Annotated in this window: 25 protein-coding genes and 1 pseudogene; 3 read left to right on the top strand and 23 right to left on the bottom strand. The window is 59.4% G+C overall.

Features of this window, described 5'->3' with window-relative positions; all coding sequences use genetic code 11:
- From KHO07_RS07705 to KHO07_RS07695, 3 genes are read right to left on the bottom strand one after another with little or no spacing between them, the layout of a single operon-like run.
- Positions 1-2,877: a type VI secretion system Vgr family protein gene (locus tag KHO07_RS07705; protein WP_212626841.1), complete on the bottom strand. Its 2,877-nt coding sequence runs from the start codon at positions 2,875-2,877 to the stop codon at positions 1-3.
- 35 nt (positions 2,878-2,912) lie between these two features.
- Positions 2,913-3,992: a hypothetical protein gene (locus KHO07_RS07700; protein WP_212626840.1), complete on the bottom strand. Its 1,080-nt coding sequence runs from the start codon at positions 3,990-3,992 to the stop codon at positions 2,913-2,915.
- A 9-nt stretch (positions 3,993-4,001) separates the two neighbouring features.
- Positions 4,002-4,289: a PAAR domain-containing protein gene (locus KHO07_RS07695; protein WP_244858267.1), complete on the bottom strand. Its 288-nt coding sequence runs from the start codon at positions 4,287-4,289 to the stop codon at positions 4,002-4,004.
- Between the two features lie 292 nt (positions 4,290-4,581).
- Here KHO07_RS07695 and KHO07_RS07690 point away from each other — a divergent pair.
- Positions 4,582-4,698: pseudogene (locus tag KHO07_RS07690) on the top strand (flagellar biosynthesis protein FlhB); the annotation flags it as partial.
- Between the two features lie 133 nt (positions 4,699-4,831).
- On the opposite strand, the gene KHO07_RS07685 reads toward KHO07_RS07690, so the two are convergent.
- The 14 genes from KHO07_RS07685 to flhA all read right to left on the bottom strand — a co-directional run bounded on the left by KHO07_RS07685 (position 4,832) and on the right by flhA (position 19,181).
- Entirely contained in the window at positions 4,832-5,224 is a 393-nt protein-coding gene (locus KHO07_RS07685; protein WP_150704834.1) for a DUF2802 domain-containing protein, read from the bottom strand.
- Complete coding sequence (locus KHO07_RS07680; protein WP_007980742.1) at positions 5,225-5,710, bottom strand: chemotaxis protein CheW; 486 nt, start codon at positions 5,708-5,710, stop codon at positions 5,225-5,227.
- A gap of 41 nt (positions 5,711-5,751) precedes the next feature.
- A complete protein-coding gene (locus KHO07_RS07675; protein WP_212626839.1) occupies positions 5,752-6,702 on the bottom strand; it encodes a CheW domain-containing protein in 951 nt (316 codons plus the stop codon).
- Between the two features lie 5 nt (positions 6,703-6,707).
- A complete protein-coding gene (locus KHO07_RS07670; RefSeq protein ID WP_056853002.1) occupies positions 6,708-7,496 on the bottom strand; it encodes a ParA family protein in 789 nt (262 codons plus the stop codon).
- Positions 7,497-7,536: 40 nt separating this feature from the next.
- Positions 7,537-8,427: a flagellar motor protein MotD gene (gene motD, locus KHO07_RS07665; RefSeq protein ID WP_212626838.1), complete on the bottom strand. Its 891-nt coding sequence runs from the start codon at positions 8,425-8,427 to the stop codon at positions 7,537-7,539.
- 12 nt (positions 8,428-8,439) lie between these two features.
- Complete coding sequence (locus KHO07_RS07660) at positions 8,440-9,180, bottom strand: flagellar motor protein (protein ID WP_150734886.1); 741 nt, start codon at positions 9,178-9,180, stop codon at positions 8,440-8,442.
- Positions 9,180-10,310, bottom strand: coding sequence for a chemotaxis response regulator protein-glutamate methylesterase (locus KHO07_RS07655; protein WP_212626837.1), 1,131 nt, complete (start codon positions 10,308-10,310; stop codon positions 9,180-9,182). The genes KHO07_RS07660 and KHO07_RS07655 overlap by 1 nt, the downstream gene beginning before the upstream one ends.
- Before the next feature lie 49 nt (positions 10,311-10,359).
- Positions 10,360-12,630 carry a chemotaxis protein CheA gene (locus tag KHO07_RS07650; RefSeq protein WP_150734888.1) on the bottom strand — a complete coding sequence of 757 codons (2,271 nt, stop codon included), beginning with the start codon at positions 12,628-12,630 and terminating at the stop codon, positions 10,360-10,362.
- Positions 12,631-12,684: 54 nt separating this feature from the next.
- Complete coding sequence (locus KHO07_RS07645; protein ID WP_212626836.1) at positions 12,685-13,473, bottom strand: protein phosphatase CheZ; 789 nt, start codon at positions 13,471-13,473, stop codon at positions 12,685-12,687.
- A gap of 19 nt (positions 13,474-13,492) precedes the next feature.
- On the bottom strand, positions 13,493-13,864 hold the full coding sequence (locus KHO07_RS07640) for a chemotaxis response regulator CheY (RefSeq protein ID WP_003183998.1): 372 nt from the start codon (positions 13,862-13,864) through the stop codon (positions 13,493-13,495).
- A 166-nt stretch (positions 13,865-14,030) separates the two neighbouring features.
- Positions 14,031-14,771, bottom strand: coding sequence for an RNA polymerase sigma factor FliA (fliA, locus tag KHO07_RS07635; protein ID WP_007894214.1), 741 nt, complete (start codon positions 14,769-14,771; stop codon positions 14,031-14,033).
- Positions 14,768-15,598 carry a flagellar synthesis regulator FleN gene (fleN, locus tag KHO07_RS07630; protein WP_008001746.1) on the bottom strand — a complete coding sequence of 277 codons (831 nt, stop codon included), beginning with the start codon at positions 15,596-15,598 and terminating at the stop codon, positions 14,768-14,770. The genes fliA and fleN overlap by 4 nt, the downstream gene beginning before the upstream one ends.
- A gap of 116 nt (positions 15,599-15,714) precedes the next feature.
- On the bottom strand, positions 15,715-17,040 hold the full coding sequence (gene flhF, locus KHO07_RS07625; protein WP_150734889.1) for a flagellar biosynthesis protein FlhF: 1,326 nt from the start codon (positions 17,038-17,040) through the stop codon (positions 15,715-15,717).
- A gap of 11 nt (positions 17,041-17,051) precedes the next feature.
- Positions 17,052-19,181 carry a flagellar biosynthesis protein FlhA gene (gene flhA / locus KHO07_RS07620; protein WP_212626835.1) on the bottom strand — a complete coding sequence of 710 codons (2,130 nt, stop codon included), beginning with the start codon at positions 19,179-19,181 and terminating at the stop codon, positions 17,052-17,054.
- A gap of 360 nt (positions 19,182-19,541) precedes the next feature.
- Here flhA and KHO07_RS07615 point away from each other — a divergent pair, with 360 nt between their 5' ends.
- Both KHO07_RS07615 and KHO07_RS07610 read left to right on the top strand, forming a co-directional pair.
- Complete coding sequence (locus KHO07_RS07615) at positions 19,542-20,654, top strand: RHS repeat-associated core domain-containing protein (protein WP_212626834.1); 1,113 nt, start codon at positions 19,542-19,544, stop codon at positions 20,652-20,654.
- 329 nt (positions 20,655-20,983) lie between these two features.
- The gene (locus KHO07_RS07610; protein ID WP_212626833.1) at positions 20,984-22,051 is read left to right on the top strand and encodes an RHS repeat-associated core domain-containing protein; all 1,068 of its coding nucleotides are present in this window, start codon (positions 20,984-20,986) and stop codon (positions 22,049-22,051) included.
- On the opposite strand, the gene flhB is transcribed toward KHO07_RS07610, so the two are convergent.
- The 6 genes from flhB to fliN are packed head-to-tail and all read right to left on the bottom strand — an operon-like array spanning position 22,048 to position 25,909.
- Positions 22,048-23,187, bottom strand: a complete 1,140-nt coding sequence (flhB, locus tag KHO07_RS07605; RefSeq protein ID WP_212626832.1) for a flagellar biosynthesis protein FlhB — start codon at positions 23,185-23,187, stop codon at positions 22,048-22,050. The genes KHO07_RS07610 and flhB overlap by 4 nt on opposite strands.
- Before the next feature lie 3 nt (positions 23,188-23,190).
- A complete protein-coding gene (fliR, locus tag KHO07_RS07600) occupies positions 23,191-23,976 on the bottom strand; it encodes a flagellar biosynthetic protein FliR (protein WP_150734894.1) in 786 nt (261 codons plus the stop codon).
- A 3-nt stretch (positions 23,977-23,979) separates the two neighbouring features.
- On the bottom strand, positions 23,980-24,249 hold the full coding sequence (fliQ, locus tag KHO07_RS07595; protein WP_008058625.1) for a flagellar biosynthesis protein FliQ: 270 nt from the start codon (positions 24,247-24,249) through the stop codon (positions 23,980-23,982).
- Complete coding sequence (fliP, locus tag KHO07_RS07590) at positions 24,246-25,004, bottom strand: flagellar type III secretion system pore protein FliP (RefSeq protein ID WP_150734895.1); 759 nt, start codon at positions 25,002-25,004, stop codon at positions 24,246-24,248. The genes fliQ and fliP overlap by 4 nt, the downstream gene beginning before the upstream one ends.
- Entirely contained in the window at positions 25,004-25,450 is a 447-nt protein-coding gene (gene fliO, locus KHO07_RS07585; RefSeq protein ID WP_150734896.1) for a flagellar biosynthetic protein FliO, read from the bottom strand. The genes fliP and fliO overlap by 1 nt, the downstream gene beginning before the upstream one ends.
- On the bottom strand, positions 25,451-25,909 hold the full coding sequence (gene fliN, locus KHO07_RS07580; RefSeq protein ID WP_150734897.1) for a flagellar motor switch protein FliN: 459 nt from the start codon (positions 25,907-25,909) through the stop codon (positions 25,451-25,453).
- Positions 25,910-25,912 lie beyond the last annotated feature (3 nt).

Raw genomic sequence — 25,912 nt, 5'->3', positions numbered from 1 at the left:
TCAAGCCTCCGGCTTCGGCGAGTTCAGTTGGGTATAGGCATGGCGGAACTGACTGGCGTCGTCCGGGGGCGTGATCTCGGGATGTGTCTGGCTCGAATGGCGTTGAAAACCCTGATTCGCCCGTTCGGCGTTGTCCGGATCATCCGTGTAGTCGCCGGCCACCGGCACTTCGTACTTGACCCCGTTAGCCAGCTCGATGCGGTAACGGCCGGTGGTGACATGATGATCAACGGCGATTTGGCCGCTGGCATCCATGACGCCGTTCCCCGCCGGTGCGCCATCGGCGAACACCTTGTAAGGCATGCCTGCCCAAGGCTGATAACCTGCGACACTGCTTTGACCCGCCATCAATGCGAGCGATTGCCTGAGCGAGGCCGTGGGCCACGCCGGGCTGTCGCGATTGAGTTGCGCCGGACCGCTGAAGGTTTTTTTCACGCCCTTGACGTCCACGCTGCCGGGCGCATGGATTTCGATGTTGCCCTCCTTGATACGGATGTAGGCACCACCGCTGGTGAGAAGAATTTCATCCTGCGCGGCGATCTCGACGCTACGGGCCGTGGACGTAATGCGCACGCTGTCCTGGGCGGTGAGTTCGATGGATTCGCTCTGCGCCTGTATTTCGATTTTTCCTTTGGCCGCAAACAGTTTGGCGCCCGCGGCCTGGGCGAACAGGCTGATGCTGTGTGCCACGCTGGCCAGTAACGATTGACCACTGGCGAGGTTGATGTCTTCGCCGGTCGAGAGCGTCAACTGCTTGCCGCTGTGCAGGTGGGTATTTTGGGGTGTCGCTGTGACGATGTCGGCAGGGGCCGAGGCGATCAACAGCGGCTTGTGGTAGCCAGCCGTCTGGCCCCGCCCGCCGCTACTGATTGCTGCAGCCGTGTCGCCGCCGTTGCGCGGTTGCCGGTCGTAGCTCGCCAGGCCCCTGTCTGCGCTGCCGTAGCGCATTTGCGTGTCAGCGTTCAGTTGATCAAGGCTGTCGATGCCTCCCGGCATCGCCAAGGCATTGTGTTGCTGAGCCAAGCCGGAGAGTGCCTTGACTCGCTCTTGTGCGTCAGTCAGCTGCTTGCGGACTTCCTGAATATCAAGCTGACCACCCTGAGCGTTGTTGCGTGGCCAGGTGCTGAGATACAACCCCTGTTGTGCACGCAAGGCCCCGTAGGCATCCGTACGCAACTCAAAACCGCTGCCGCGCAAGGCGCCACGCTGATTACCTTGCTGATCGATCAGGTAACCAAGGTTCAACTGGCTGTGCCCATGACTGCTGTGAATCTGGGTCCGAACCTGTTCGGTGGAGTCGTCCATCACCCACTGGTTGTACCCACGCCCCTGGATTTCCTGGCTTCTGTAGCCACTCATCAAACCACTGGAGTGCCAGGCGGGCTTATGTCCTCCGTAGACCTGGCCCATCACCAAGGGTCGGTCGATGTCATTGTCGAGAAAGGTGATCACGACCTCCTCCCCCGAACGAGGTACGTTCACACTGCCCCAGCCCTCGCCACTGCTGGCCTGCATCATGCGCAACCAGCATGAGCCCAGTTCGCCATCCTTGACCAGCCGGTCCCAATGGAAGCGCACACATATCCGGTTAAGGCTGTCGGTAAAGACTTCGCGACCGCTCGGGGTCACGACGACAGCGGTCTGCGGGCCGGGATTGGCAGGTTTCGCATGATCGAACGGGCTGCGATAGGCAACGTCCAGACGCTGGGCCTCAAACCGGTTCAGGTAAAAACCCTCGCTATCCAGGGAAAGCGGTGTCCGCACGTCCTCAGGTTCGAAAGGAGATTTCAGGCTACCGGGCGGCCGGGGTCGATTTTTGCCTACTGGCAGGTTGCTTTGGGCATAGAACTCGACGGCGATGATCAGGAACTGGCAGTCCTTACCTGTCTTGTATGCGTACAACGGGTGTTGTGTCAGCTCGAAGCCTCGGCCCGGTTGCATGTGTCGCACGCCACCTTGTCCATGGATGCGTCTGGCCGCTGATTCGTCCTGCTCAATCTGCACCCGGCCGAGCCAGTCGCCTCGATCATGATTCTGCCAGGCGTATTGCCCCCGATATTGATAACGCTGGAGATCGGGCGGCGCCGATGCCGCAGGCAGAGCGCGGACTTGCGTGAACTGTGCTCGGGCATGAGAGAAATAGTCGTTGCTGCTGGATTGCACCGTTCCATTGAGCAGTCGGGCACCGGGGCTCCACTGAGTCACGCTGTCCAGCCGGTCTGCTGCCTGTTGCGTGTGGAACCGCAGGGTCGCAGGGGCAAGCGTCGGCAGGTGCAAGTTATTGTCGGTAAATACGATGCAGTGCCTGTCCACCTCATGTTCCACATACCAGAACAAACCTTCTTGCTCGCACCAGCGCTGCACGAAACTGGCATCGCTTTCGTTGAACTGGGTGACATAGGACAGCAGCGGATATTCCTGTGACAGCTCAAAGCGATAAGCATCACGCGCTTGGCTGTAGTGTTGGAACACCTGAGCGAAAATGTCGGGAAGGCTCACTTCCTGCCAAATCCTGCAATCCATCCGATGCTCCAGCAGACTGAACCAGGGAGCAAAGACCAGTTGCCAGTCCTCGAGGGCGCCGTCGCTGCCAAGGTAACGGACGCTTTCTATCCAGCCATGCCGGGGACTCAGACTGCCGTCATCCAGCTTGATGCTCAATTGCACCGCTTGACCGATGAGTTGCTCCGGATCGAATGCCGTGGATTGGTTGATCACGTCGACCGTGTAACGAGGCACACGCCCCAATCGTTCCTGAGCATGGGCACGCAGTGCATACAACTCTTGTCCCTGCGGCGTCGTGATGTGCAACAGGCGCTCGGCCTGGCTCAGCGACGAATCAACCGAAGCCAGTGCGATGTCAGTAATGGAATTCACTCTTGAAACTCCCTGTTTCAACTGTCCTTGAAGTTTCAGCCAATCAGCCAACCTTGCGGCTGGTTGAGCTGAGTACGGTCCAGCAACCAGACAACGCAATCAGCGTCCGCACTGGCGATAAGTCCGGCGAAGCCTATTTGCACCCATTGCTGTGTCACAGTCCCAAACCGGGCGCCAATCGGGTTGATGCAAGTCGGCTGATTGAGATCCAAACGAGGCAAGCAATCCCCGGCGTATTGACGCAACTGGCCGATGCCTTGGCGAACAAGCGCATCCTCACCGATCAGCACGTTTACCCGCGTCGGATCGATGCCTGTTCGCTCACCCAGTTTCACCATCATTTGTTCAAATGCCTGAGTGTCGTTGCATGCCCGGGAGCTGTGCGAGCCGTGATCCAGACTGATAGGAGCGAACAGTTTTGGGTGGCCCACGGTCGTTCGTTGCAGCTGTTGCGGCTGACGACGCAACAACACCGCGCAAACCGCTTCGCCCGCCACCTCATCTGCCGCATAGGCTGCTACTCGTTCTTCACAGGCCCAGGAATCGACGCTCAGGCACAGGAGAAATTGCGCTGCGGCACTGCTTCCAGGTAACTCTGCCAGCCACTGCGCTGGGGCTTGCATCTGTAGGTCAAAACCACGTGTGGGCGACAGTTCAGGCGGCCAGAGATACACAACTCGGTCAAACCAGTCGAGGGCACTCACTGCATCAGGAACAAACAACACGACCCGGGTGTTGGACCAGTCGATAGACGCCCGAAAGGCTGTTGACCATTGACTCAAAGCTGCGTGGAGAACCTCGCTGCAGCGATTGAAAGCCCCGACTTCTGGCCTACCCGAAGCGGGGGTCGCAAGACGGCTGATGGGTTGACGCAGTCCGCACGCATTGATGAGGCGTGAATCGTGAGTGAAGCCGCCAAACATGCCAGACAGCTCACTGGCGGGTAACGGTGCATCAAATACCCCACAGGGCAACCAGATCCAGGCCCGGACTATGCTGGCGCAGGCGGCGTTGAAATCGGCCGTTGGAAACACTGCCTCAAACTGGCGCAGTCTGTTCTCCCTGGCCAATCGCCGCTCGGAGATGCGATCGTAAATACTTGTGCGGGTTGTCATCTCTAGTCCTTAGAGAACACCGGTGTCCTTTTGCGTAGCAACCAGCGTCGCACCACAGGCGGTTGAATCACCTTCGCGAGCGACCGCTCTGTTGTCGACCTGCAGGGTTTCGTCACCACTGACAATGGTGCATTCCCCGTGGGCACAGGAAACGCGATCGCCGAGCCTCGCCACGGCAAGATCATTGATGAAAGTCGATGGAGAACCTTCAAGCACTTGCCCTCCTTCAGAGGTCGGGTCGTTGATCACAATGATGGGGCGCAAGAAGGACGTCCGTGTTTGAAGCTGGGCGGCCATGAGACGCGCCAGGATTGAATGAAGTCGTGGCAGATCGAGAATTCCCCGGATCGATTCCACCCACGTCATCGCATCAGCTCAAAACAGTTAGCCATTGCGAGCGCCGAACGTTACTGATGGCCGTAAAGTGTCACAAGTCGGCCCATTCCTTGATTCATGTAGCCCGCGTCCTAGGACGTGTAGCCTGCGTCCTAGGACCGAGTCTGGATGAGGGTTTGGAGTGAGGCGTCACTAAAACGCCGAGAATCAGAAAACGGCAAACGAGGCGGGTTTTGTGATGAGTCGCCACTTGACGATTGCCGAGATCATCGCGTTTGCGTGGAATCTCAAAGGCAAATTTCCGGCGGGGCAAGATCCGGATGCGTCGATGGTCGAGAAGGATGTGACTGAGCGCGGGGATGATTACTGAGGTTTCAAAGGCCTCATCGCGAGCAGGCTCGCTCCCACAATGGATCTTCAGTGGACACGAATATTGTGTCTGTCCTCGAATGCCTGTGGGAGCGAGCCTGCTCGCGAATGCGATTTCAGCCAGTACGCCAACTTCAGTTCTTGTGAAGCTTGCTCATCAACTCCGCCTCAGCCTGGGTCAAGCCGCAGGACTGGGTCAGTTCGTCGACGCTTGCGCCCATGCCAACCAGTCGTGCCGCCTGGGCGAACGACAGGCTGGTGGGATCGCGTTGTTCCAGCTGGACCAGTTTGTCCGGCAATGGCGCGACGATCGCGCGAAGCTCATGCAGGTCTTCACCCATGCGCACATTGCCATTCTGATAGTCGTCAACACGCTTGCCCAGGTCCTTGATGCGCTGATCGCGCAGCGCATCACCCTGGGCCTGTTGTGCGGCGATTTGCTTCTGAGCGCGAATGTACGCCAGGAACATTGCCAACGTGCCTGCCCAAAACAGGAACAGGACAATGACCGCAACCTCAAGAATCAATCAGATACTCTCCAGTTCCGACCATTCTTCTTCGCTCATCATCTTGTCCAGTTCGACCAGGATCAGCAGTTCGTTGTTCTTGTTGCACACGCCTTGAATGAACTTGGCGGATTCTTCGTTACCGACGTTCGGCGCGGTTTCGATTTCCGACTGACGCAGGTAAACCACTTCGGCCACGCTGTCGACCATGATCCCGACGACTTGCTTGTCGGCTTCGATGATGACGATACGGGTGTTGTCGCTGATCTCGGCATTCATCAAGCCGAAGCGCTGGCGGGTGTCGATCACGGTGACCACGTTACCGCGCAGGTTGATGATGCCCAGCACGTAGCTCGGGGCACCCGGGACCGGGGCGATTTCGGTGTAGCGCAGGACTTCCTGAACGCGCATCACGTTGATGCCGTAGGTCTCGTTATCCAGCTTGAAGGTGACCCATTGCAGGATCGGATCTTCGGAACCTTTTGCCGCCGTTGCCTTGTCATTCATACCCTGACCCCTCAAGAAACCGCCCTGGCGGTGTTGTTCTGTTATGTAGTTTTGTGGGACGGCTTGCTGCCGCCCATGTGTTTTGCCCCACCGCTGGCGATCAACTCGGCCAGCGCGGAAACGTCGAGCAACGCACACATGTGTTCAATCACCGTGCCCGCCAGCCATGGCCGCTGGCCACGGTGACTGCGCCACTTGATTTCGTTCGGATCCAGACGCAACGAGCGGCTGACCTGATGCACCGCCAGCCCCCATTCATAGCCCTGGACGGAAATGACGTATTGCAGGCCCTGCTTGAAATCGTCGCGATAACGGTCGGGCATGACCCACCGTGCGGTATCGAGCACTTTCAGGTTGCCGGCCTGGCTCGGCAGGATGCCGAGGAACCACTCCGGTTGACCGAACAACGGCGTCAGCTCGTGCCCGGCCAAAGAATAAATCGAGCCCAGGCACACCAGCGGCACCGCCAGGGTCAACCCGGCGACATCGAACAACAGGCACTCGAACGGCTCGGCAGCCCAGTACGGACGACCGTCGGTTTCCACCGGTGGCGGTGTGATGGCGGGCGGCAGATGAACTTCGACCACCGGTGCAACCAGGGCTTGCTGGACTTCGACGACTGTCGGCTCCGGCGCCTGCTGCACTTCGGCAACAGGCTTGACCAGTGTTTGCAGCAATGGCGCGATGGTCGAGACCGGCGACAGGATCGGTGCAGGCGCTTCGATCACGGCAACAGCCGGACGCGCCGGCACGTCCACCGGTGCAGCGGCCTTGGCGACAGGCTCGGCAGCAAGCCTGGCCTGCTCGGCATCACGGGCCTGTTCTTCAAGTACCGCGGCCTGGAACTCATCGATTACCGCTTCGGCTTCGGCCACCTCAGGCAGCGCTTCAACAGGCGGCAACAGTTCCTCAGTCACCTCTTGCAGCAGGTTGTCCAGATACGACTGCAACGCCAGTTGGGGGCGAGATGTGAGCTTCAGTGGCCGGTTCATCGACATCAAGCCACCTGCGGAACAAGTTGTGCCGCTAGCAAATGCTTGAGCAGCGCGCGGTAAGCGAGGACACCACGGCTCTTGCCGTCGAATTGCGAAGGCGTCAGCCCGGCCCGGCTGGCATCGCGCAGGCGGGTGTCCACCGGGATGTAGCCTTGCCAGATCTCTTCCGGAAACTTGTCGCGCAGCACACGCAGCGTGCCGAGTGAGGCTTGCGTGCGACGGTCGAACAAGGTCGGCACGATGGTGAATGGTAATGCCTGTTTGCGCGAACGGTTGATCATCGCCAACGTGTTGACCATGCGCTCCAGGCCTTTGACCGCCAGGTGTTCGGTCTGCACCGGAATCACCAGTTGCTGGCTCGCCGCCAAGGCATTGACCATCAGCACGCCCAGCAGCGGCGGGCTGTCGATCACGGCGTAATCGAAGTCTTGCCACAACTGCGCCAGGCTCTTGGCAATCACCAGCCCCAGGCCGCTCTGCCCCGGCGACTGGCGCTCAAGGGTCGCCAGCGCCGTACTCGAAGGCAACAGGGAAATGCGTGGGTCGCTGGTCGACAGCAACAGCTGGCCCGGCAAACCCTGGGGAACGTTGCCCTTGTGCAGGAACAGGTCGTAGTTGCTGTGCTCGAGGCTATCGGGGTCGTAACCGAAATAGCTGGTCATCGAGCCATGGGGGTCCAGGTCGACCACGACCACGCGCTTGCCCGCCTCGGCCAGTAAACCGGCTAAAGCGATGGAGGAAGTGGTTTTACCGACACCACCCTTTTGATTGGCGACTGCCCAGACTCTCATTCGGATTGTTCCACCCGGTCGGTGTCGACCGGGAAATAGCTCAACGTGTTAATGCGGGTGACGGAGAATTGACGGCGCTCTCTCGTACCGGCGACTTGACCGGGGTCGGTGCAGTTTGTGTGCCAGCACGCTTCAACGCGGCATCCGGTTGCGCATTCGCAGTACCGGTACCCGTCAGGCTGCGGCGTACATCGAGATTGCGCGACACCACCAGTACCACGCGACGGTTGCGCGCCCGGCCTTCCGCCGTGGCGTTATTGGCGACCGGCTGGAACTCGCCGTAGCCCACCGATGCCAGGCGACCGGGGTTCACCCCTTGCATCGCCAGCATGCGCACGATGCTGGCCGAGCGCGCCGATGACAGTTCCCAGTTGGTCGGGTACTGCGCGGTTCGAATCGGCTGATCGTCGGTGAAGCCTTCGACGTGGATCGGGTTGTCGAACGGCTTCAGGATGGCCGCGACCTTGTCGATGATATTGAAGGCGATGTCGCTGGGCATGGCATCGCCGCTGCCGAACAACAGGCTGGAGTTAAGCTCGATCTCGACCCACAACTCGTTGCCGCGCACCGTCATCTGGTTGGAGCTGATCAGGTCGCCGAACGCGGCGCTGATGTCGTCGGCGATGCTTTTCAGCGGATCGCTGGCGCCGGCAACCCCGGCGTCCACCTGCTCACTGTCCTTGACCAGCGGCTTGGCCGGGGTCACGGTTTTCGGTCGCTCTTCGCCGATGGGGATCGGCTTGAGCGCGCGATCGCTGTCGGTGAAGACGCCGATCAGCGCCTCGGAAATGACTTTATATTTGCCTTCGTTGATCGAAGAGATCGAGTACATCACCACGAAAAAAGCGAACAGCAACGTGATGAAATCCGCGTAGGACACCAGCCAGCGCTCGTGGTTAACGTGTTCTTCCTGATGTCGACGACGAGCCATGAGGTTATTCCCTTAGTCCATGAAGCCTTGCAGCTTCAACTCAATGGAGCGTGGGTTTTCACCTTCGGCGATCGACAGGATCCCTTCCAACAACATTTCGCGATAACGCGATTGGCGCAACGCAATGGATTTGAGTTTGGCGGCAATCGGCAGCAGCACCAGGTTGGCACTGGCTACGCCGTAGATGGTGGCGACGAACGCCACGGCGATACCGCTGCCCAGTTGCGATGGATCGGCGAGGTTGCCCATGACGTGAATCAGGCCCATGACCGCACCGATGATACCGATGGTCGGCGCATAACCGCCCATGCTCTCAAAGACTTTGGCAGCTTCGATATCGCGGCTTTCCTGGGTGTAGAAATCCACTTCGAGAATGCTGCGGATCGCTTCCGGCTCGGCGCCGTCCACCAACAGTTGCAGGCCTTTGCGCGAGTAATTGTCGGATTCGGCGTCGGCTACTCCTTCCAGGCCCAGCAAGCCTTCCTTGCGAGCAGTCAGGCTCCAGTTGACGACGCGATCGATGCCACCGGCCAGGTCGACACGCGGCGGAAACAGAATCCACGCCAGAATCTGCATGGCACGCTTGAAGGCGCTCATCGGAGATTGCAGCAGGGCCGCGCCGACGGTCCCGCCGAGTACGATCAAGGCCGCCGGGCCGTTGGCCAGTGCACCGAGATGGCCGCCTTCGAGGTAGTTGCCACCGATGATGGCGACGAACGCCATGATGATGCCGATAAGGCTCAGAACATCCATCAGATACACGCCTCGACGATGTGCCGGCCGATATCGTCCAGGCTGTACACCGCGTCGGCGAGTTCAGCTTTGACGATAGCCATCGGCATGCCGTAGATCACGCAACTGGCTTCATCCTGTGCCCAGATCGAACTGCCGCCCTGCTTGAGCAGGCGCGCGCCTTCGCGACCGTCGGCGCCCATGCCGGTCAACACGACCGCCAGAACTTTGTCACCGTAGGACTTGGCCGCCGAACCGAAGGTGATATCGACGCACGGTTTGTAGTTCAAGCGCTCGTCGCCCGGCAGGATTTTCACCGCGCCACGACCATCGATCATCATTTGCTTGCCGCCCGGCGCGAGCAGGGCCAGGCCCGGACGCAGGATGTCGCCATCCTCGGCTTCCTTGACGCTGATGCGGCACAGTTTATCCAGGCGCTCGGCGAACGCCTTGGTGAAGGCGGCGGGCATGTGCTGGATCAGTACGATCGGCGCCGGAAAGTTGGCCGGCAACTGGGTCAGGACCCGCTGCAAGGCAACCGGACCACCCGTGGACGTGCCGATGGCCACCAGTTTGTAGGCTTTGCGTTTCGGCGCGGGCGACGACACCGTCGGCGCATGGGGACGCGGCGCAATAGGTGTCGGCGCCGGGCGTACAGGCGCGCTGCTGCCGTAACTGCCGACGCTCGAAGGCGCAGGTGTCGGAGCGGGAGCGGCCACAGGAGCCGGTGCACTGTAAGTGCTGACGCGACGATTGCTGCGCGAGATGCTCAGGATCTTTTCGCACAGCAGTTGCTTGACCTTCTCGGGGTTGCGCGAGATGTCTTCGAAATTCTTCGGCAGGAAGTCCACCGCGCCGGCGTCCAGCGCATCGAGGGTCACCCGGGCGCCTTCGTGGGTCAGCGAGGAAAACATCAAGACCGGGGTCGGGCAGCGCTGCATGATGTGCCGCACCGCCGTGATGCCGTCCATCATGGGCATTTCGTAGTCCATGGTGATCACGTCCGGCTTGAGGGCCAGTGCCTGATCGATCGCCTCTTTTCCGTTGGTCGCCGTGCCGACGACCTGGATATTCGAATCCGCTGAAAGAATTTCCGAGACGCGGCGGCGGAAAAACCCCGAATCATCCACCACCAGGACTTTAACTGCCATAAACACTCCGTTAGACGGAGCGAGGCTCAGTCGCCCCGCTCCACCAGAATCAAATACGCCGTGCGGCGTAACGCTTGAGCATGCTCGGAACATCGAGAATCAGCGCAATGCGACCGTCACCGGTGATGGTGGCGCCCGACATGCCCGGGGTTCCCTGGAGCATTTTGCCCAATGGCTTGATGACGACTTCTTCCTGGCCCACCAGTTGATCGACGACGAAGCCGATCCGCTGGGTGCCCACCGAAAGGATCACCACATGGCCTTCGCGCTGCTCTTCGTGAGCGGCGGAGCTGACCAGCCAGCGTTTGAGGTAGAACAATGGCAGTGCCTTGTCCCGCACGATCACCACTTCCTGGCCGTCCACGACGTTGGTGGTCGACAGGTCGAGGTGGAAGATTTCGTTGACGTTCACCAGCGGGAACGCGAACGCCTGGTTGCCGAGCATGACCATCAGCGTCGGCATGATTGCCAGGGTCAACGGCACCTTGATGACGATCTTCGATCCCTGGCCCTTGGCCGAGAAAATGTTGATCGAACCGTTGAGCTGGGAAATCTTGGTTTTCACCACGTCCATGCCCACGCCACGACCCGACACGTCGGAGATCTCGGTCTTGGTCGAGAAGCCCGGTGCAAAAATCAGGTTGTAGCACTCGGTGTCGCTCAGGCGATCGGCGGCGTCCTTGTCCATCACACCGCGTTTCACCGCGATTGAACGCAGGACGTTCGGGTCCATGCCTTTGCCGTCATCGGAGATCGACAGCAGGATGTGGTCGCCTTCCTGCTCTGCCGCCAGGATGACCTTGCCGCCACGAGCCTTGCCCGATGCTTCGCGTTCTTCCGGCGATTCGATACCGTGGTCGACCGCGTTGCGCACCAAGTGGACCAGCGGGTCGGCCAGGGCCTCGACGAGGTTCTTGTCGAGGTCGGTTTCTTCGCCGACCAGCTCCAGGTTGATCTCTTTCTTGAGCTGGCGAGCCAGGTCGCGAACCAGGCGCGGGAAGCGCCCGAAGACCTTCTTGATCGGTTGCATCCGGGTCTTCATGACCGCGGTTTGCAGGTCGGCCGTGACCACGTCGAGGTTGGACACGGCTTTGGACATGGCTTCGTCGGCGCTGTTGGCACCAAGGCGGACCAGGCGGTTACGCACCAGCACCAGTTCGCCCACCATGTTCATGATTTCATCCAGGCGCGCGGTGTCGACCCGCACGGTGGTCTCGGCTTCGCTGGCCGGTTTTTCCGCCGGTGGCGCGCTCGGGGCACGGGCCGGGGCCGGTGCGGCAGCGGCGGCAGGCGCCGGTGTTTCGGCTTTTGGCTCAGGGGCCCTGGCCACCGGTTTCGGTGCCGCAGCCTTGGCGACAGGCGCCGCCACCGCTGCGCTGGCAGCGGTTGCCGTTCCTGCGGTCGCGCCTACTTCAGTGAACTTGCCTTTGCCGTGCAGTTCGTCGAGCAGCGATTCGAATTCGTGATCGGTGATCAGGTCGCTACCGGCCGCCGCAGCGGTTGGCGCGGCAGGCGTCGGCACCGAAGCGATGGCCGATTCCAGCGCATCAACGGCAAAGTTACCCTTGCCGTGCAGCTGGTCGAGCAGTGCTTCAAATTCGTCGTCGGTGATGTCCGAGCTGTCGCCCGCGGCTTTCGGAGCCTGCGGCGCGGCAGGGGCAGCCGGTGCCACGGCATCAACCGCGAACTGGCCTTTACCGTGCAACTGGTCGAGCAACGACTCGAACTCGGCGTCGGTGATTTCATCGCTGGCCGCCGCATCGCCGGCCGATACCGGAGCAGCCGCCGGCGCCTCGGCCTGGGCCTTGACGGCGTTCAGCGAGTCCAGCAGTTGTTCGAATTCATTGTCGGTGATATCACCCGACTCGCTTTCAGCGGCAGGCTCTTCAACCAAGTGGGCGACAGGTGCAGGTGCAACCTCGTCGGCCGATTGCGGCTCGGCCAGACGGGCCAGTGCCGCGAGCAATTCCGGTGTAGCAGCCGTGATCGGGCTGCGTTCGCGGACTTCGCTGAACATGCTGTTCACCGCGTCCAGCGCTTCAAGAACCACGTCCATCAATTCCGAGTCAACGCGACGCTCACCCTTGCGCAGGATGTCGAACACGTTCTCGGCGATGTGGCAGCACTCCACCAGCTCGTTGAGCTGGAGGAAGCCGGCGCCCCCTTTTACAGTGTGGAAACCGCGAAAAATTGCATTGAGCAAATCCGCATCATCCGGTCGGCTTTCCAGCTCGACCAGCTGTTCGGACAGTTGCTCTAGAATCTCGCCGGCCTCAACCAGGAAATCCTGAAGGATCTCTTCATCGGCGCCGAAGCTCATTAATGGTGTGCTCCTACAGGTCTAAAAACCCAAAAAACCTAAAATTCTAAAACGCTAAAATCCCAGGCTGGATAACAAATCGTCCACATCGTCCTGACCGGACACAACGTCTTCTCTTTTATCGGCATGAATCTGCGGACCTTCACCCTGAGAGAGATGTTTTTGTGGATCTTTTTCTGCAAGCATCGCTTCACGGTCATGTTCGATGCCCGCAAAGCGGTCCACCTGGCTGGCCATGAGTACGAGCTTGAGCAGGTTGCTTTCAACTTCGGTGACCAGTTGGGTCACACGCTTGATCACTTGACCTGTGAGGTCCTGATAATCCTGGGCCAGCAGGATGTCGTTGAGGTTGCCCGACACGGCACGGTTGTCTGTGCTGCTGCGTGCCAGGAACCCGTCGACGCGCCGGGCCAGTTCGCGGAACTCTTCAGCGCCGACTTCGCGACGCATGAACCGCCCCCAATCCGTGCTCAAGGCCTGGGCTTCGTCGGCCAGGCTGTTGACCAGCGGCGTGGCGTTTTCCACCAGGTCCATGGTGCGGTTGGCCGCGGCCTCGGTCAGCTTGACCACATAGCCCAGACGCTCGGTGGCGTCGGTGATCTGTGACACCTCCTCGGCTTGCGGCATGTGCGGGGCAATCTGAAAATTGACGATCGCGCTATGCAGCTCGCGGGTGAGCTTGCCCACTTCCTGATACAGGCCGCGGTCACGGGTCTGGTTGAGCTCATGGATCAATTGCACAGCATCGCCAAACCTGCCTTTTTCAAGGCTCGCGACCAGTTCGACGGCGTGTTTTTTCAGGGTCGATTCAAAATCGCCCTGCGAAGATTCGTTATGCCCCATAGCTCCCCCGTGGCGCAGTTCAACCGATGCGTTCGAAAATCTTCTCGATTTTTTCTTTCAACGCCTGGGCCGTGAAGGGTTTGACCACATAGCCGTTTACACCGGCCTGGGCCGCTTCGATGATCTGCTCGCGCTTGGCTTCAGCGGTCACCATCAGCACCGGCAGGTGCTTGAGCTTTTCATCGGCACGCACGTGGCGCAGCAGATCGATACCGGTCATGCCAGGCATGTTCCAGTCGGTCACCAGAAAGTCGATGCTCCCGCTGTTGAGTACCGGAATGGCGGTAGTGCCATCGTCGGCCTCGACCGTGTTGGTGAACCCAAGGTCACGCAACAGGTTTTTTATGATCCGCCGCATCGTTGAGAAGTCATCAACGATGAGGATTTTCATGTTCTTGTCCAATTCGACCTCCAAGCAGACTAAAACGCGCCCAGCACCTGGACGCGCCATTTCAATCAATCTGGCAAAGCACTCAATGACTGTCTGGAGTACAACGAAGCGAGACCGGCGCGGTTCATCACCCCACCAGCCACGTCGCAGTGCCCCCACACTGCCTTCAGCGCGCTCGCCACTCTCCCAAACGCCCCCGCAAACGGGCTGCGCACTGGCTATGTAACTGGCTGACCCGAGATTCGCTGACCCCCAGGACCTCACCGATTTCCTTGAGATTCAACTCTTCGTCGTAGTACAGCGCCAACACCAGTCGCTCACGCTCCGGCAAATTGGCAATCGCGTCCGCCAGCGCTGCCTGAAAGCGTTCATCTTCCAGATCGCGTGACGGCTCGAGGTGAGCACTCGCGCCATCCTCGTGCAGCCCTTCGTGTTCGCCGTCCTGCAACAGATCGTCGAAACTGAATAAACGGCTGCCCAGGGTGTCGTTCAAAATCCCGTAGTAATCGTCGAGACTCAATTGGAGTTCGGCCGCAACTTCGTGATCTTTAGCGTCACGGCCGGTTTTAGCTTCAATCGAGCGGATGGCGTCGCTGACCATGCGGGTATTGCGGTGGACCGAGCGTGGCGCCCAGTCGCCCTTGCGCACTTCATCGAGCATGGCGCCGCGGATGCGGATGCCCGCGTACGTCTCGAAACTTGCGCCTTTGCTGGCGTCGTATTTGGTCGAAACTTCCAGCAGGCCAATCATCCCGGCCTGGATCAAGTCTTCGACCTGGACACTGGCCGGCAGACGCGCCAGCAAGTGGTAGGCAATGCGTTTGACCAGCGGCGCGTAACGCTCGATCAGCTCGTACTGCGCATCGCGTGCCGATTTCTTGTAGAGGTTGTAGCCGCTGGCTGTCATAGCACGGGTCCTGCCGTTTGTTGCACGAGGCGCTCGACGAAGAACTCCAGATGCCCGCGCGGGTTGGCGGGCAGCGGCCAGGTGTCGACCTTCTGCGCGATCGCCTTGAAGGCCAGCGAGCACTTGGAGCGCGGGAACGCTTCGTAAACGGCACGCTGTTTTTGCACGGCCTTGCGCACGCTTTCGTCATAAGGCACGGCGCCGACGTATTGCAGGGCGACGTCGAGGAAGCGATCCGTGACTTTGGTCAACTTGGCGAACAGGTTGCGCCCTTCCTGCGGGCTCTGGGCCATGTTGGCCAGGACGCGGAAGCGGTTCATGCCGTAGTCGCGGTTAAGCAGTTTGATCAACGCATAAGCGTCGGTGATCGAGGTCGGCTCGTCGCAGACCACCAGCAACACTTCCTGGGCCGCACGGACAAAACTGACTACCGAGTCACCGATACCCGCAGCGGTGTCAATCACCAGCACGTCGAGGTTGTCGCCGATGTCGCTGAAGGCCTGGATCAGGCCGGCATGTTGCGCCGGGCTCAAGTGAACCATGCTCTGGGTGCCGGACGCGGCGGGAACGATGCGGATGCCGCCCGGGCCCTGCAACAGGACGTCGCGCAGCTCGCAGCGACCTTCGATCACGTCGGCCAGGGTACGTTTGGGTGTCAGGCCCAACAGAACGTCGACGTTCGCCAGCCCCAGGTCGGCGTCCAGCAACATGACGCGCCGGCCAAGTTCAGCCAAAGCCAGGGACAAGTTCACTGACACGTTAGTTTTCCCGACGCCACCTTTGCCGCCGGTCACCGCGATCACCTGTACGGGATGCATGCTGCCCATGTTATTTCTTTACCTTGTCTTGCATAGACGGAGGCCACATTACTGGCTGCGCGTTCGTAAACCGAACAATGCATGGCAGACCATCGATGTAGGTACAAAAACTATTCATTGTTACCTCAGCCTACCTGTTTGGTGGGGCTGTGGTAGATATCAGCGAACATGTCAGCCATGGCTTCTTCGCTGGGTTCTTCCTGCATTTGCACGCTGACGGCGCGGCTGACCAGTTGATGACGACGCGGCAGATGCAAATCATCCGGAATCCGCGGGCCATCAGTCAGGTAGGCCACCGGTAATTCATGGCTGATGGCCAGGCTCAGCACTTCGCCCAGACTTGCCGTTTCATCCAGTTTAGTCAGGATGCAGCCAGCAAGCCCGCAGCGCTTGTAACTGTGATAAGCGGCGGTTAGAACCTGTTTCTGGCTGGTGGTTGCCAGGACCAGATAATTTTTTGATTTTATGCCTCGTCCGGCCAGGCTTTCGAGCTGCATGCGCAGAGCCGGATCGCTGGCCTGAAGGCCGGCGGTATCGATCAGCACCACGCGCTTGCGCAGCAGGGGTTCCAGCGCTTGCACCAGCGATTGCCCCGGATCAACGTGGGTCACCGGCACATTGAGAATCCGACCGAGGGTCTTGAGCTGCTCCTGGGCACCGATGCGGTAGCTGTCCATGCTCACCAGCGCGATATTCTGCGCGCCGTACTTGAGCACGTAACGGGCAGCCAGTTTGGCCAGGGTGGTGGTCTTGCCCATGCCGGCAGGGCCGACCATGGCAATCACCCCGCCCTCTTCCAGCGGCTCGATTTCCGGCGTGGCGATCATCCGCGCCAGGTGCGCCAGCAACATGCGCCAGGCCTGACGGGGTTCTTGAATGTCGGTGATCAGCGCCAGCAGGTCGCGAGACAACGGCCCGGACAAACCGATACGTTGCAGACGACGCCAGAGGTTGGCCTGGCCCGGGCTGCTGCCTTGCAGCTGATTCCACGCCAGGGAGCCCAGCTGTACTTCCATCAGCTCGCGCAGGCTGTTGAGCTCGAAACGCATCGAGTCAAATACCCGGGAATCCATCGCGGCCGCCGGAGCCGGAGCTGGCGCAGGGCGACGAGGCTCGGCGTAGGTCGGCTCGATCAGCGGCTCGGCTGCGGTGAGCGGCAAACCGGCGAACAATTGGCGATTGGTGGCGTTGTCGCTTTCGCCGTCGCTGCGCAGGCTCAACTCGGCCTGGGCGGTGACGATGCGCGACTGGGTCTTGCGCAGCTCGTCTTCGAGCTCCATGTTCGGCACGCGTGGCGCCAGCGCCGACAGCTTGTAATCCAGGGCAGCCGTCAGCTCGACACCACCGGCAATGCGGCGGTTGCCAATGATGGCCGCATCAGCGCCCAGCTCATCACGAACCAGTTTCATGGCCTGACGCATATCGGCGGCGAAAAAACGCTTAACTTGCATAAACCACTACCTCAGCCGTTGGGCCCTACTGTCGCAACGATGGTCACTTGCTTGTTGTCAGGGATTTCCTGATAAGCCAACACGTGCAAACCCGGGACTGCCAGTCGGCCAAATCGCGAGAGCATCGCGCGGACCGGACCGGCCACCAGCAGAATCACCGGTTGACCTTGCATCTCCTGGCGCTGCGCTGCATCGATCAGCGAGCGTTGCAGCTTTTCAGCCATGCTTGGCTCCAGCAGAACGCCCTCTTCCGAGCCTTGTCCTGCCTTCTGCAGACTATTGAGCAATATTTGTTCCAACCTTGGCTCCAGGGTGATCACTGGCAGCTCGGAGTCAGTGCCTACAATGCTTTGCACGATTGCGCGGCTTACGCCGACGCGCACAGCGGCCACCAATGCGGCGGTATCTTGACTCTTGGAAGCATTGTTAGCGATGGCTTCGGCAATGCTGCGTATGTCACGCACCGGCACCTGTTCGGCCAGCAGCGCTTGCAGAACCTTGAGCAGTTGCGACAGCGACAACACACCCGGCACCAGCTCTTCAGCCAGTTTCGGCGAGTTTTTTGCCAGCAATTGCATCAATTGTTGCACTTCTTCGTGCCCGATAAGCTCGCTGGAGTGCTTGTACAGAATCTGGTTCAAGTGCGTGGCCACCACTGTACTGGCATCGACCACTGTATAGCCAAGGGATTGTGCCTGGGCGCGCTGACTGATTTCGATCCAGACCGCCTCCAGGCCGAAAGCCGGATCTTTGGCGGTAATGCCGTTGAGTGTGCCGTAGACCTGTCCCGGGTTGATTGCCAGTTCGCGATCCGGGTAGATATCAGCCTCGGCCAGGATCACCCCCATCAGGGTCAGGCGATAGGCGCTGGGCGCCAGGTCGAGGTTGTCGCGGATGTGCACGGTGGGCATCAGGAAGCCCAGATCCTGGGACAGCTTCTTGCGCACCCCCTTGATCCGCGCCAGCAATTGCCCCCCTTGGTTGCGGTCCACCAATGGAATCAGGCGGTAGCCGACTTCCAGGCCGATCATGTCGATCGGCGTCACGTCATCCCAGCCCAACTCCTTGGTTTCCTGGGCGCGGGCCGGCGATGGCAGCAACTCTTGTTGACGCTTGACCTCTTGCAGGGCCTGGACCTTGACGATGTTCTGCTTGCGCCAGAACAGGTACGCGCCACCCGCCGCCAGCGCCGCCATGCTCAGGAACGAGAAATGCGGCATGCCGGGCACCAGGCCCATCACCGCCATCAAACCAGCGGAGACCGCCAGCGCTTTGGGCGAGGCGAACATCTGGCGGTTGATCTGCTTGCCCATGTCTTCGGAACCGGAAGCACGGGTCACCATGATCGCGGCAGCGGTAGACAACAGCAGTGATGGCAATTGCGCCACCAAACCGTCACCGATGGTCAGCAAGGCGTAGACCTTGCCGGCGTCAGCGAACGTCATGTTGTGCTGGAAGATACCGACAGCCATGCCGCCGATCAGGTTGATGAACAGAATCAGCAAACCGGCGATGGCGTCACCGCGCACGAATTTGCTGGCACCGTCCATGGAGCCATAGAACTCGGCCTCCTGGGCCACTTCCGTACGACGAGCCTTGGCCTGGTTCTGGTCGATCAGGCCAGCGTTGAGATCAGCGTCGATGGCCATCTGTTTGCCGGGCATCGCATCGAGGGTGAAGCGCGCGCTCACCTCGGAAATCCGCCCGGCACCCTTGGTCACCACGACGAAGTTGATGATCATCAAAATCGCGAACACCACGATACCAACCACGTAGTTACCGCCGATCACCACCTCACCGAAGGCCTGGATCACCTTACCGGCAGCGGCGTGGCCGTCCTGACCGTGGAGCATCACCACCCGCGTCGAAGCCACGTTCAGCGCCAGTCGCAACAGCGTCGCCACCAGCAGAATGGTCGGGAACACCGCGAAATCCAGCGGCCGCAAGGCGTAGACGCAAACCAGCAGCACGACGATGGACAAGGCAATGTTGAAGGTGAAGAACACATCGAGCAGGAACGGCGGAATGGGCAACATCATCATTGCCAACATAACCAGCAGCAACAGCGGCACGCCCAGATTGCCTCGACTGAGGTCTGCCATGTTCGTGCGGGCACTGTTGATTAACTGAGAGCGATCCACCGGTATTCCCCGTTCCTTTGAAGCAAACTTTTGACGCCTGAAGCAGGCTCGGGGCGGCTATTGCAAGAAGCCTTCCAACTTTTGCCGGGTTTTCGGGATGGGCTGTTTTAACTGAAATGTGTGGCATCGGCACGGGCGCTTTTGTCGGAACGCCGCCCGGAGCCGGCTCGCTCCAACAGGAGATTTGTGCTGGCCACATATTCTCCGCACAACAGAGATAAAAAGCGGGAGCGAGCCTGCTCGCGAAGAGGCCGACACTGCCAGCGAATCTCTCAGGCCACCTATCAGTTCTGCTAGTACTCAACCTCGGCACCTGCGCAGATACTCAGCTCTCAATCCTTTCGCCTGCGGAGTGAGCCAATGACCTCCCCACCCACAAACCTGCTTTGCCAATATCGCTACGACCCACTGGATCGACTGGTCCACCAGACACAGCCTGATACACCGGCACATCAGCGTTTCTACTGCAAAAGCCGCCTGGCGACCGAAATTCACGGTGCGACGACGCATTCGATCATTCAGCACGACGACTTGTTAATGGCTGAGCAGCAACGAGAGGGCGATGTACTCGATACCACGTTGCTGGTGACCGACCTGCAACGCTCCGTTCTGCACACCCTCAAGAAGGGCGTTCTGCCGCGCCCCATCGCCTACTCACCCTACGGTCATCGCCCGGTATTCAGCGTCCAGCTCAGCCTGTTGGGCTTCAACGGCGAACGGCCAGACCCGGTGACCGGGTGTTATTTATTGGGGAATGGGTATCGCGCGTTTAATCCGGTGTTGATGCGATTTAATACTCCGGATAGTTGGAGTCCGTACGGAAAAGGGGGCATTAATTCATATGCATATTGCTTAGGGGATCCGACAAACAAGTCAGATCGAAGTGGTCAAGCCGCACGATCGATAATATTCCCTATATCTAGACTTAAAATATTAGCCAGACGCGCCATAAAGAAAACCTCAAGGAGAAGCGGCATGGCTTATGACGGCGGAACTCGTTATGCCGGAAAATTTCGCCAGGGATTCCAGATAAAAAAAGGCGTATCGATCGACCAGGCATATAGCGCGATTGATCAATTACAGCAGCTAGACGAAATTACCGGTCAAAGACACATAACAGAAAAACTTTACGACTCCCACCGTAGAAACCCGGACTACAGCTTCTTGGACCCCGAACACTTGCTAGAGCCCTCCCCCTCAATTCGAAACACTAACTCTAATCGCTACAAATCAATGCTTGAGTCCATCGAAGACCGAAAAACGACCACAAAAGATCAATTCCGACTCAATTGGAATCGCCTTGACTTTACTGCTGGCGGCTCCAACCTGTCCAACCTTGATCCAATAGAAAGATCGCACAGGCAATTATTAGCTCTAAAATACCTTCGAAAGATGCAAAGCGCGCGTCACCCAGATCACGAAAGCATCATTGCAAAAATAAAAAAAATTAGAGGTGATCACTTCGAAGAATAGAGATCAGGAATCCCACCGCAAATCCGGCGGAACCGGCAAATCATCTTTAAGCGGCTCCGGCCGCTTTCCTTTGCCCGCGCGGTACTACTGAAAACAATATTTATTTTTGTGCCAACTCCCTTGTAGGAGCGAGCTTGCTCGCGATGGCGGCAGTACATTAAACGACCATATTGGCTGACCCACCACTATCGCGAGCAGACTCGCCCCCACGCCGTTCGCCTATCCGGAACTGCAGTTAACCACTCCTTCCTATCAGTTCTGATAGTACCCATCCCCGCTATTTGCGCAGACACTCAAGCTCTCATTCTTCGCGAATCCGGAGTGAGCAAATGGCATCCAAAAAAACAACCTTGGGCTACGACCCACTGGATCAGCTGACAAGCCATACACTGCCCGAGGGAGGAGTGCGCCAGCGCTTTTACTGCCAAAAACGCCTGGCGACTGAAATTCAGAGTGAGACAAAGGTATCGATCATCCAGCACGAAGATCTGCTCTTGGCCCAACAACAACGGGAAGGCGATGCAGTCGACACCACACTGCTCGCCACGGACCAGCAACGAACAGTATTGCAAACGCTCAAGAATGACCAGCAACCACAACCTATCGCCTATTCGCCTTACGGCCATCGCTCAGCGCTCAGTGGCTTGCTCAGCCTGCTGGGCTTCAACGGGGAACGGCCAGACTCTGTGACCGGGCATTATTTGTTGGGGAATGGGTATCGGGCGTTTAATCCGGTATTGATGCGGTTTAATAGTCCGGACAGTTGGAGTCCATTTGGTAAAGGTGGATTGAACTCGTATGTGTATTGCTTGGGCGATCCAGTGAATCAGGCAGATCCAACTGGACATGTAGGAGGTGTAGGGAAACTAGTGAAACTGTTCGATGCCACCCCGAACGGAGCGCCTCCCACGAACATCTTACCAACTCGAGCGCCCCCCCTTTCTCCACCAGCTCTCTATTCCCGCGCTACTCCTGGAGTTCAAGGAACTGTAAGCGGTGCGCCTTCAAAAACAGTTATTGCTCGACCAGTCGGGGCATCCCAATCTGCACGACATCCAGCTTATTTCGTTGATACTCCCACCCCCCCGCCTCAGTCCGCATCAGACGCATTCTCCGCACCTCTACCAACCCTAAATTCCATTGACGTCGTCAACTCATCTCCGACTGGGAGCACCATCAATCGATCAGCCCCCCAGAGAACCCTACAGCCAGAAGTGAACGCCTCTGGCGTAGTCAACCAATGGAAAAATGCGCGACCAACAACTGGCATTCAACAATTGCGTCAGATTCGTCAGCAATCCTCCGAAGTAAATACGAAAGCGAAGGAGCTGCTGAGGACGTTCGAAAGAATGAATAGAGAACTAGAGGATGCCCTGGATCCGAACTTCGATGATTAAGTATCCCGCCGCAAATCCGGCGGAATCGGCAAATCATCCTTAAGCGGCTCCGGCCGCTTGCCTTTGCCCGCGCGGTATTGGCGAATCTGGTAGACGTACGCCAGCACCTGCGCCACCGCCAGATACAAACCGCCCGGAATTTCCTGCTCAAGTTCCGTCGAGTAGTAAATCGACCGCGCCAAGGCCGGCGATTCCAGCAACAGGATCTCGTTGGCCGCCGCAATCTCTCGAATCTTCAGCGCCAGGAAGTCGCTGCCCTTGGCGATCAGCATCGGCGCACCGCTTTTGTCCGGGTCGTACTTGAGGGCTACGGCGTAGTGGGTCGGGTTGGTGATGACCACGTCGGCGTCGGGGATCGCCGCCATCATCCGCCGCTGGGACATTTCACGCTGGAGCTGGCGAATGCGTTGTTTAACCTCAGGCCGACCTTCCTGATCCTTGTGCTCGTCGCGCACTTCCTGCTTGGTCATTTTCAGCTTCTTGATGCTTTCCCACAGCTGGATCGGCACGTCGACCGCCGCGATGATGATCAACCCGCAGGCCATCCACAGGGAGCTCCAACCGACCACTTGCAGGCTGTGGATGATTGCCCGATCCAGCGGCTCATGGGCGATGCGCAATAAGTCGTCGATGTCCGCCGACAACACCAGCAGGGCCACGAACAGAACAACGAAAAACTTCGCCAGCGCCTTGAGCAGTTCGGCAATCGCCTTGGCCGAGAACATGCGCTTGAGCCCGGCACCGGGGTTCATGCGGCTGAACTTGGGGGCCATGGTACCGGCGGAAAACAGCCAGCCGCCCAGGGAAATCGGGCCGATCAGCGCCGCCAGCAACAAGGTGATCATCACCGGCTGAATGGCCAGCAGGGCGATCTGTCCCGAGTGCAGCAGATAGGTGCCCATCGAACGCTGGTCTAGCACCACCTCTCGCGACAGGGAAAAGTTCAGGCGCATCAGGTCCATCATTTCCTGGGCCAGCGCCCCGCCGAACACCAGCAAAGCACCGGCACCGGCCAGCATGATCGCCAGGGTATTGAGCTCCTTGGAACGGGCGATCTCCCCCTTCTCCCGGGCGTCCTTTTTCTTTTTCTCCGTGGGGTCTTCTGTTTTGTCCTGACCGCTTTCGCTCTCAGCCATGACTCAGCGCGCCTGTGCCAGTTCGCGTAAAAACTGCAAGGCCTCGGTGGCCAGCGGTTGATACTGATTGAGAATGTCCGCCAGCCCGACCCAGACAATGAACAGCCCGAGCACCAGGGTCAGCGGGAAGCCGATGGAGAAAATGTTCAGTTGCGGCGCCGCCCGGGTCATCACGCCGAACGCGATGTTGACCACCAGCAACGCCGTGATTGCCGGCAGCACCAGCAGCAAGGCCGCGCCGAGGACCCAGCCAAGCTTGCCGGCCAGCTCCCAGTAATGATTGACCATCAGGCCACTGCCGACCGGCAGCGTGGTGAAGCTCTCGGTCAGCACTTCGAACACCACCAGATGCCCATTCATTGCCAGGAACATCAGCGTCACCAGCATGGTGAAGAACTGCCCGATCACCGCCACCGACACGCCGTTGGTGGGGTCGACCATCGAGGCGAAGCCCATGCCCATCTGGATGGCGACGATCTGCCCCGCCACCACGAACGCCTGGAAGAACAGCTGCAAGGAGAAACCGAGGATCGCGCCGACGAGGATTTGCTCGGCAATCAGCAGCAGTCCGCTCAAATCCAGCGCATTCACCGGTGGCATGGGCGGCAGGTTGGGCGCGATGACCACGGTGATGGCGAGGGCGAAATACAGGCGGATGCGCTTGGGCACCAGCGATGTGCCGAACACCGGCATGACCATCAGCAAGGCGCCGACGCGAAACAGCGGCAACATGAACGTCGCCACCCAGGTGCTGATCTGGGTGTCCGTCAGCTGCAATAACGACGACATGGCTTAGCCGATGACCTGCGGAATACTGCCGTACAACTGCAGGATGTACTCCATGAACGTCTGCACCAGCCATGGCCCGGCGACGATCAGCGTCACCAGCATCACCAGCAGGCGCGGCAGGAAGCTCAGGGTCTGCTCGTTGATCTGGGTCGCAGCCTGGAACATCGCCACGATCAGGCCCACCAGCAGGCTTGGAATCACCAGCACCGCCACCATCAACGTGGTCAGCCACAGCGCCTCGCGGAAGATGTCGACCGCAACTTCAGGCGTCATGGCGAAACACCGCCGAAGCTACTGGCCAGGGTGCCGATGATCAGCGCCCAGCCATCGACCAGCACGAACAGCATGATTTTGAACGGCAGGGAAATGATCAGCGGTGACAGCATCATCATACCCATGGCCATCAGTACACTGGCCACGACGAGGTCGATGATCAGGAACGGGATGAAAATCATGAAGCCGATCTGGAACGCGGTTTTCAGCTCGGAGGTCACGAACGCCGGCACCAGAATGGTCAGTGGCGCCTGATCCGGCGATGCGATGTCCGTGCGCTTGGACAGGCGCATGAACAGCTCGAGATCACTGGTGCGGGTCTGGGCCAGCATGAAGTCCTTGATCGGCACCTGCGCCTTGGCCACGGCATCCTGAGCGGTCATTTTTTCCGCGAGGTACGGCTGCAAGGCGTCCTGGTTCACCCGGTCGAACACCGGTGCCATGATGAACAACGTCAGGAACAGCGCCATGCCCGTGAGGATCTGGTTCGACGGTGTCTGCTGCAAGCCCAGGGCCTGGCGCAGGATCGAGAAGACGATGATGATCCGGGTGAAACTGGTCATCAGCATGACGAACGCCGGAATGAAACTCAGCGCAGTCATGATCAGCAGGATTTGCAGGCTGACCGAGTATTCCTGCGCGCCCTGGGCATTAGTGCCCAGGGTGATGGCCGGGATCGACAGCGGATCGGCGGCAACCGCCAGCGGCGCGACCAGCATCAGCGCCAACGTCAAGACGATGCGGAGCGCACCCATTACTTCTTATCCTTTTGATCTTTGCCCAGGATCTCCAGCAGGCGCTGGGCAAACTCCGGCGTCGTCTTTTCGGTCGTGCCCGGCACTTGCACCGGCTCCTTGAGCACATGCAATGCGGTGATGGTGCCGGGGCTCAGGCCGAGCAGGATCTGCTCGTTGCCGACCTGTACCAGCATCAGCCGATCACGCGGGCCGAGGGCGCGGGAACCGATCAGCTCGATCACCTGGCCCTTGCCGGCCGGGCCTGCCTGTTGAACCCGGCGCAACAGCCAGGCGAGGAAGAAGATCAACCCCAGCACCAGCAGCAGGCCGAAGACCAGTTGCGTCAATTGCCCGGCCACACCGCTGCTCGCCACAGGCGCAGCAGCCGTGGTGGCGGTCGCGACGGGCTCCGCCGCCAGCACGCTCAATGGCAACGCCAGAAGAACCCCGAGAAACCTTTTCACTCAGCGCAGCTTCTTGATGCGTTCGCTTGGGCTGATCACGTCGGTCAGGCGGATGCCGAACTTCTCGTTGACCACAACCACTTCGCCATGGGCGATGAGCGTGCCGTTGACCAGCACGTCCAGCGGCTCACCGGCTAGACGATCGAGCTCGATCACCGAACCCTGGTTGAGTTGCAGCAGGTTGCGGATGTTGATGTCGGTGCTGCCCACTTCCATGGAAATCGATACCGGGATATCGAGGATCACGTCCAGGTTCGGCCCTTCCAGGCTCACCGGATCGTTGTTCTTTGGCACGCTGCCGAACTCTTCCATGGGCAGGCGATTGTTCGAGGAGCCGGCAGCATCGGCCGCCAGCAACGCGTCGATATCAGCCTGCCCGGCATCACCGGTTTCTTCCAGGGCCGCAGCCCACTCGTCAGCCAGTGCCTGGTCGTCCTGGGTATTCATATCGTCTGCCATCAT

It is taken from the genome of Pseudomonas sp. PP3 (assembly GCF_905336995.1).
GTDB lineage: Bacteria > Pseudomonadota > Gammaproteobacteria > Pseudomonadales > Pseudomonadaceae > Aquipseudomonas > Aquipseudomonas reinekei.
The sequence above is the reverse complement of the archived record's forward strand: the minus strand, read 5'-3'. Positions and strand labels throughout refer to the sequence as shown.

Coding starts and splice junctions, on each gene's coding strand:
- KHO07_RS07700 (WP_212626840.1), bottom strand. CDS start 3,992: ATGACAACCCGCACAAGTATTTACGATCGCATCTCCGAGCGGCGATTG.
- KHO07_RS07695 (WP_244858267.1), bottom strand. CDS start 4,289: ATGGCCGCCCAGCTTCAAACACGGACGTCCTTCTTGCGCCCCATCATT.
- KHO07_RS07680 (WP_007980742.1), bottom strand. CDS start 5,710: ATGAATGACAAGGCAACGGCGGCAAAAGGTTCCGAAGATCCGATCCTG.
- KHO07_RS07675 (WP_212626839.1), bottom strand. CDS start 6,702: ATGAACCGGCCACTGAAGCTCACATCTCGCCCCCAACTGGCGTTGCAG.
- KHO07_RS07670 (WP_056853002.1), bottom strand. CDS start 7,496: ATGAGAGTCTGGGCAGTCGCCAATCAAAAGGGTGGTGTCGGTAAAACC.
- motD (WP_212626838.1), bottom strand. CDS start 8,427: ATGGCTCGTCGTCGACATCAGGAAGAACACGTTAACCACGAGCGCTGG.
- KHO07_RS07660 (WP_150734886.1), bottom strand. CDS start 9,180: ATGGATGTTCTGAGCCTTATCGGCATCATCATGGCGTTCGTCGCCATC.
- KHO07_RS07655 (WP_212626837.1), bottom strand. CDS start 10,310: ATGGCAGTTAAAGTCCTGGTGGTGGATGATTCGGGGTTTTTCCGCCGC.
- KHO07_RS07650 (WP_150734888.1), bottom strand. CDS start 12,630: ATGAGCTTCGGCGCCGATGAAGAGATCCTTCAGGATTTCCTGGTTGAG.
- KHO07_RS07645 (WP_212626836.1), bottom strand. CDS start 13,473: ATGGGGCATAACGAATCTTCGCAGGGCGATTTTGAATCGACCCTGAAA.
- KHO07_RS07640 (WP_003183998.1), bottom strand. CDS start 13,864: ATGAAAATCCTCATCGTTGATGACTTCTCAACGATGCGGCGGATCATA.
- fliA (WP_007894214.1), bottom strand. CDS start 14,771: ATGACAGCCAGCGGCTACAACCTCTACAAGAAATCGGCACGCGATGCG.
- fleN (WP_008001746.1), bottom strand. CDS start 15,598: ATGGGCAGCATGCATCCCGTACAGGTGATCGCGGTGACCGGCGGCAAA.
- flhF (WP_150734889.1), bottom strand. CDS start 17,040: ATGCAAGTTAAGCGTTTTTTCGCCGCCGATATGCGTCAGGCCATGAAA.
- KHO07_RS07615 (WP_212626834.1), top strand. CDS start 19,542: ATGACCTCCCCACCCACAAACCTGCTTTGCCAATATCGCTACGACCCA.
- KHO07_RS07610 (WP_212626833.1), top strand. CDS start 20,984: ATGGCATCCAAAAAAACAACCTTGGGCTACGACCCACTGGATCAGCTG.
- flhB (WP_212626832.1), bottom strand. CDS start 23,187: ATGGCTGAGAGCGAAAGCGGTCAGGACAAAACAGAAGACCCCACGGAG.
- fliR (WP_150734894.1), bottom strand. CDS start 23,976: ATGTCGTCGTTATTGCAGCTGACGGACACCCAGATCAGCACCTGGGTG.
- fliQ (WP_008058625.1), bottom strand. CDS start 24,249: ATGACGCCTGAAGTTGCGGTCGACATCTTCCGCGAGGCGCTGTGGCTG.
- fliP (WP_150734895.1), bottom strand. CDS start 25,004: ATGGGTGCGCTCCGCATCGTCTTGACGTTGGCGCTGATGCTGGTCGCG.
- fliN (WP_150734897.1), bottom strand. CDS start 25,909: ATGGCAGACGATATGAATACCCAGGACGACCAGGCACTGGCTGACGAG.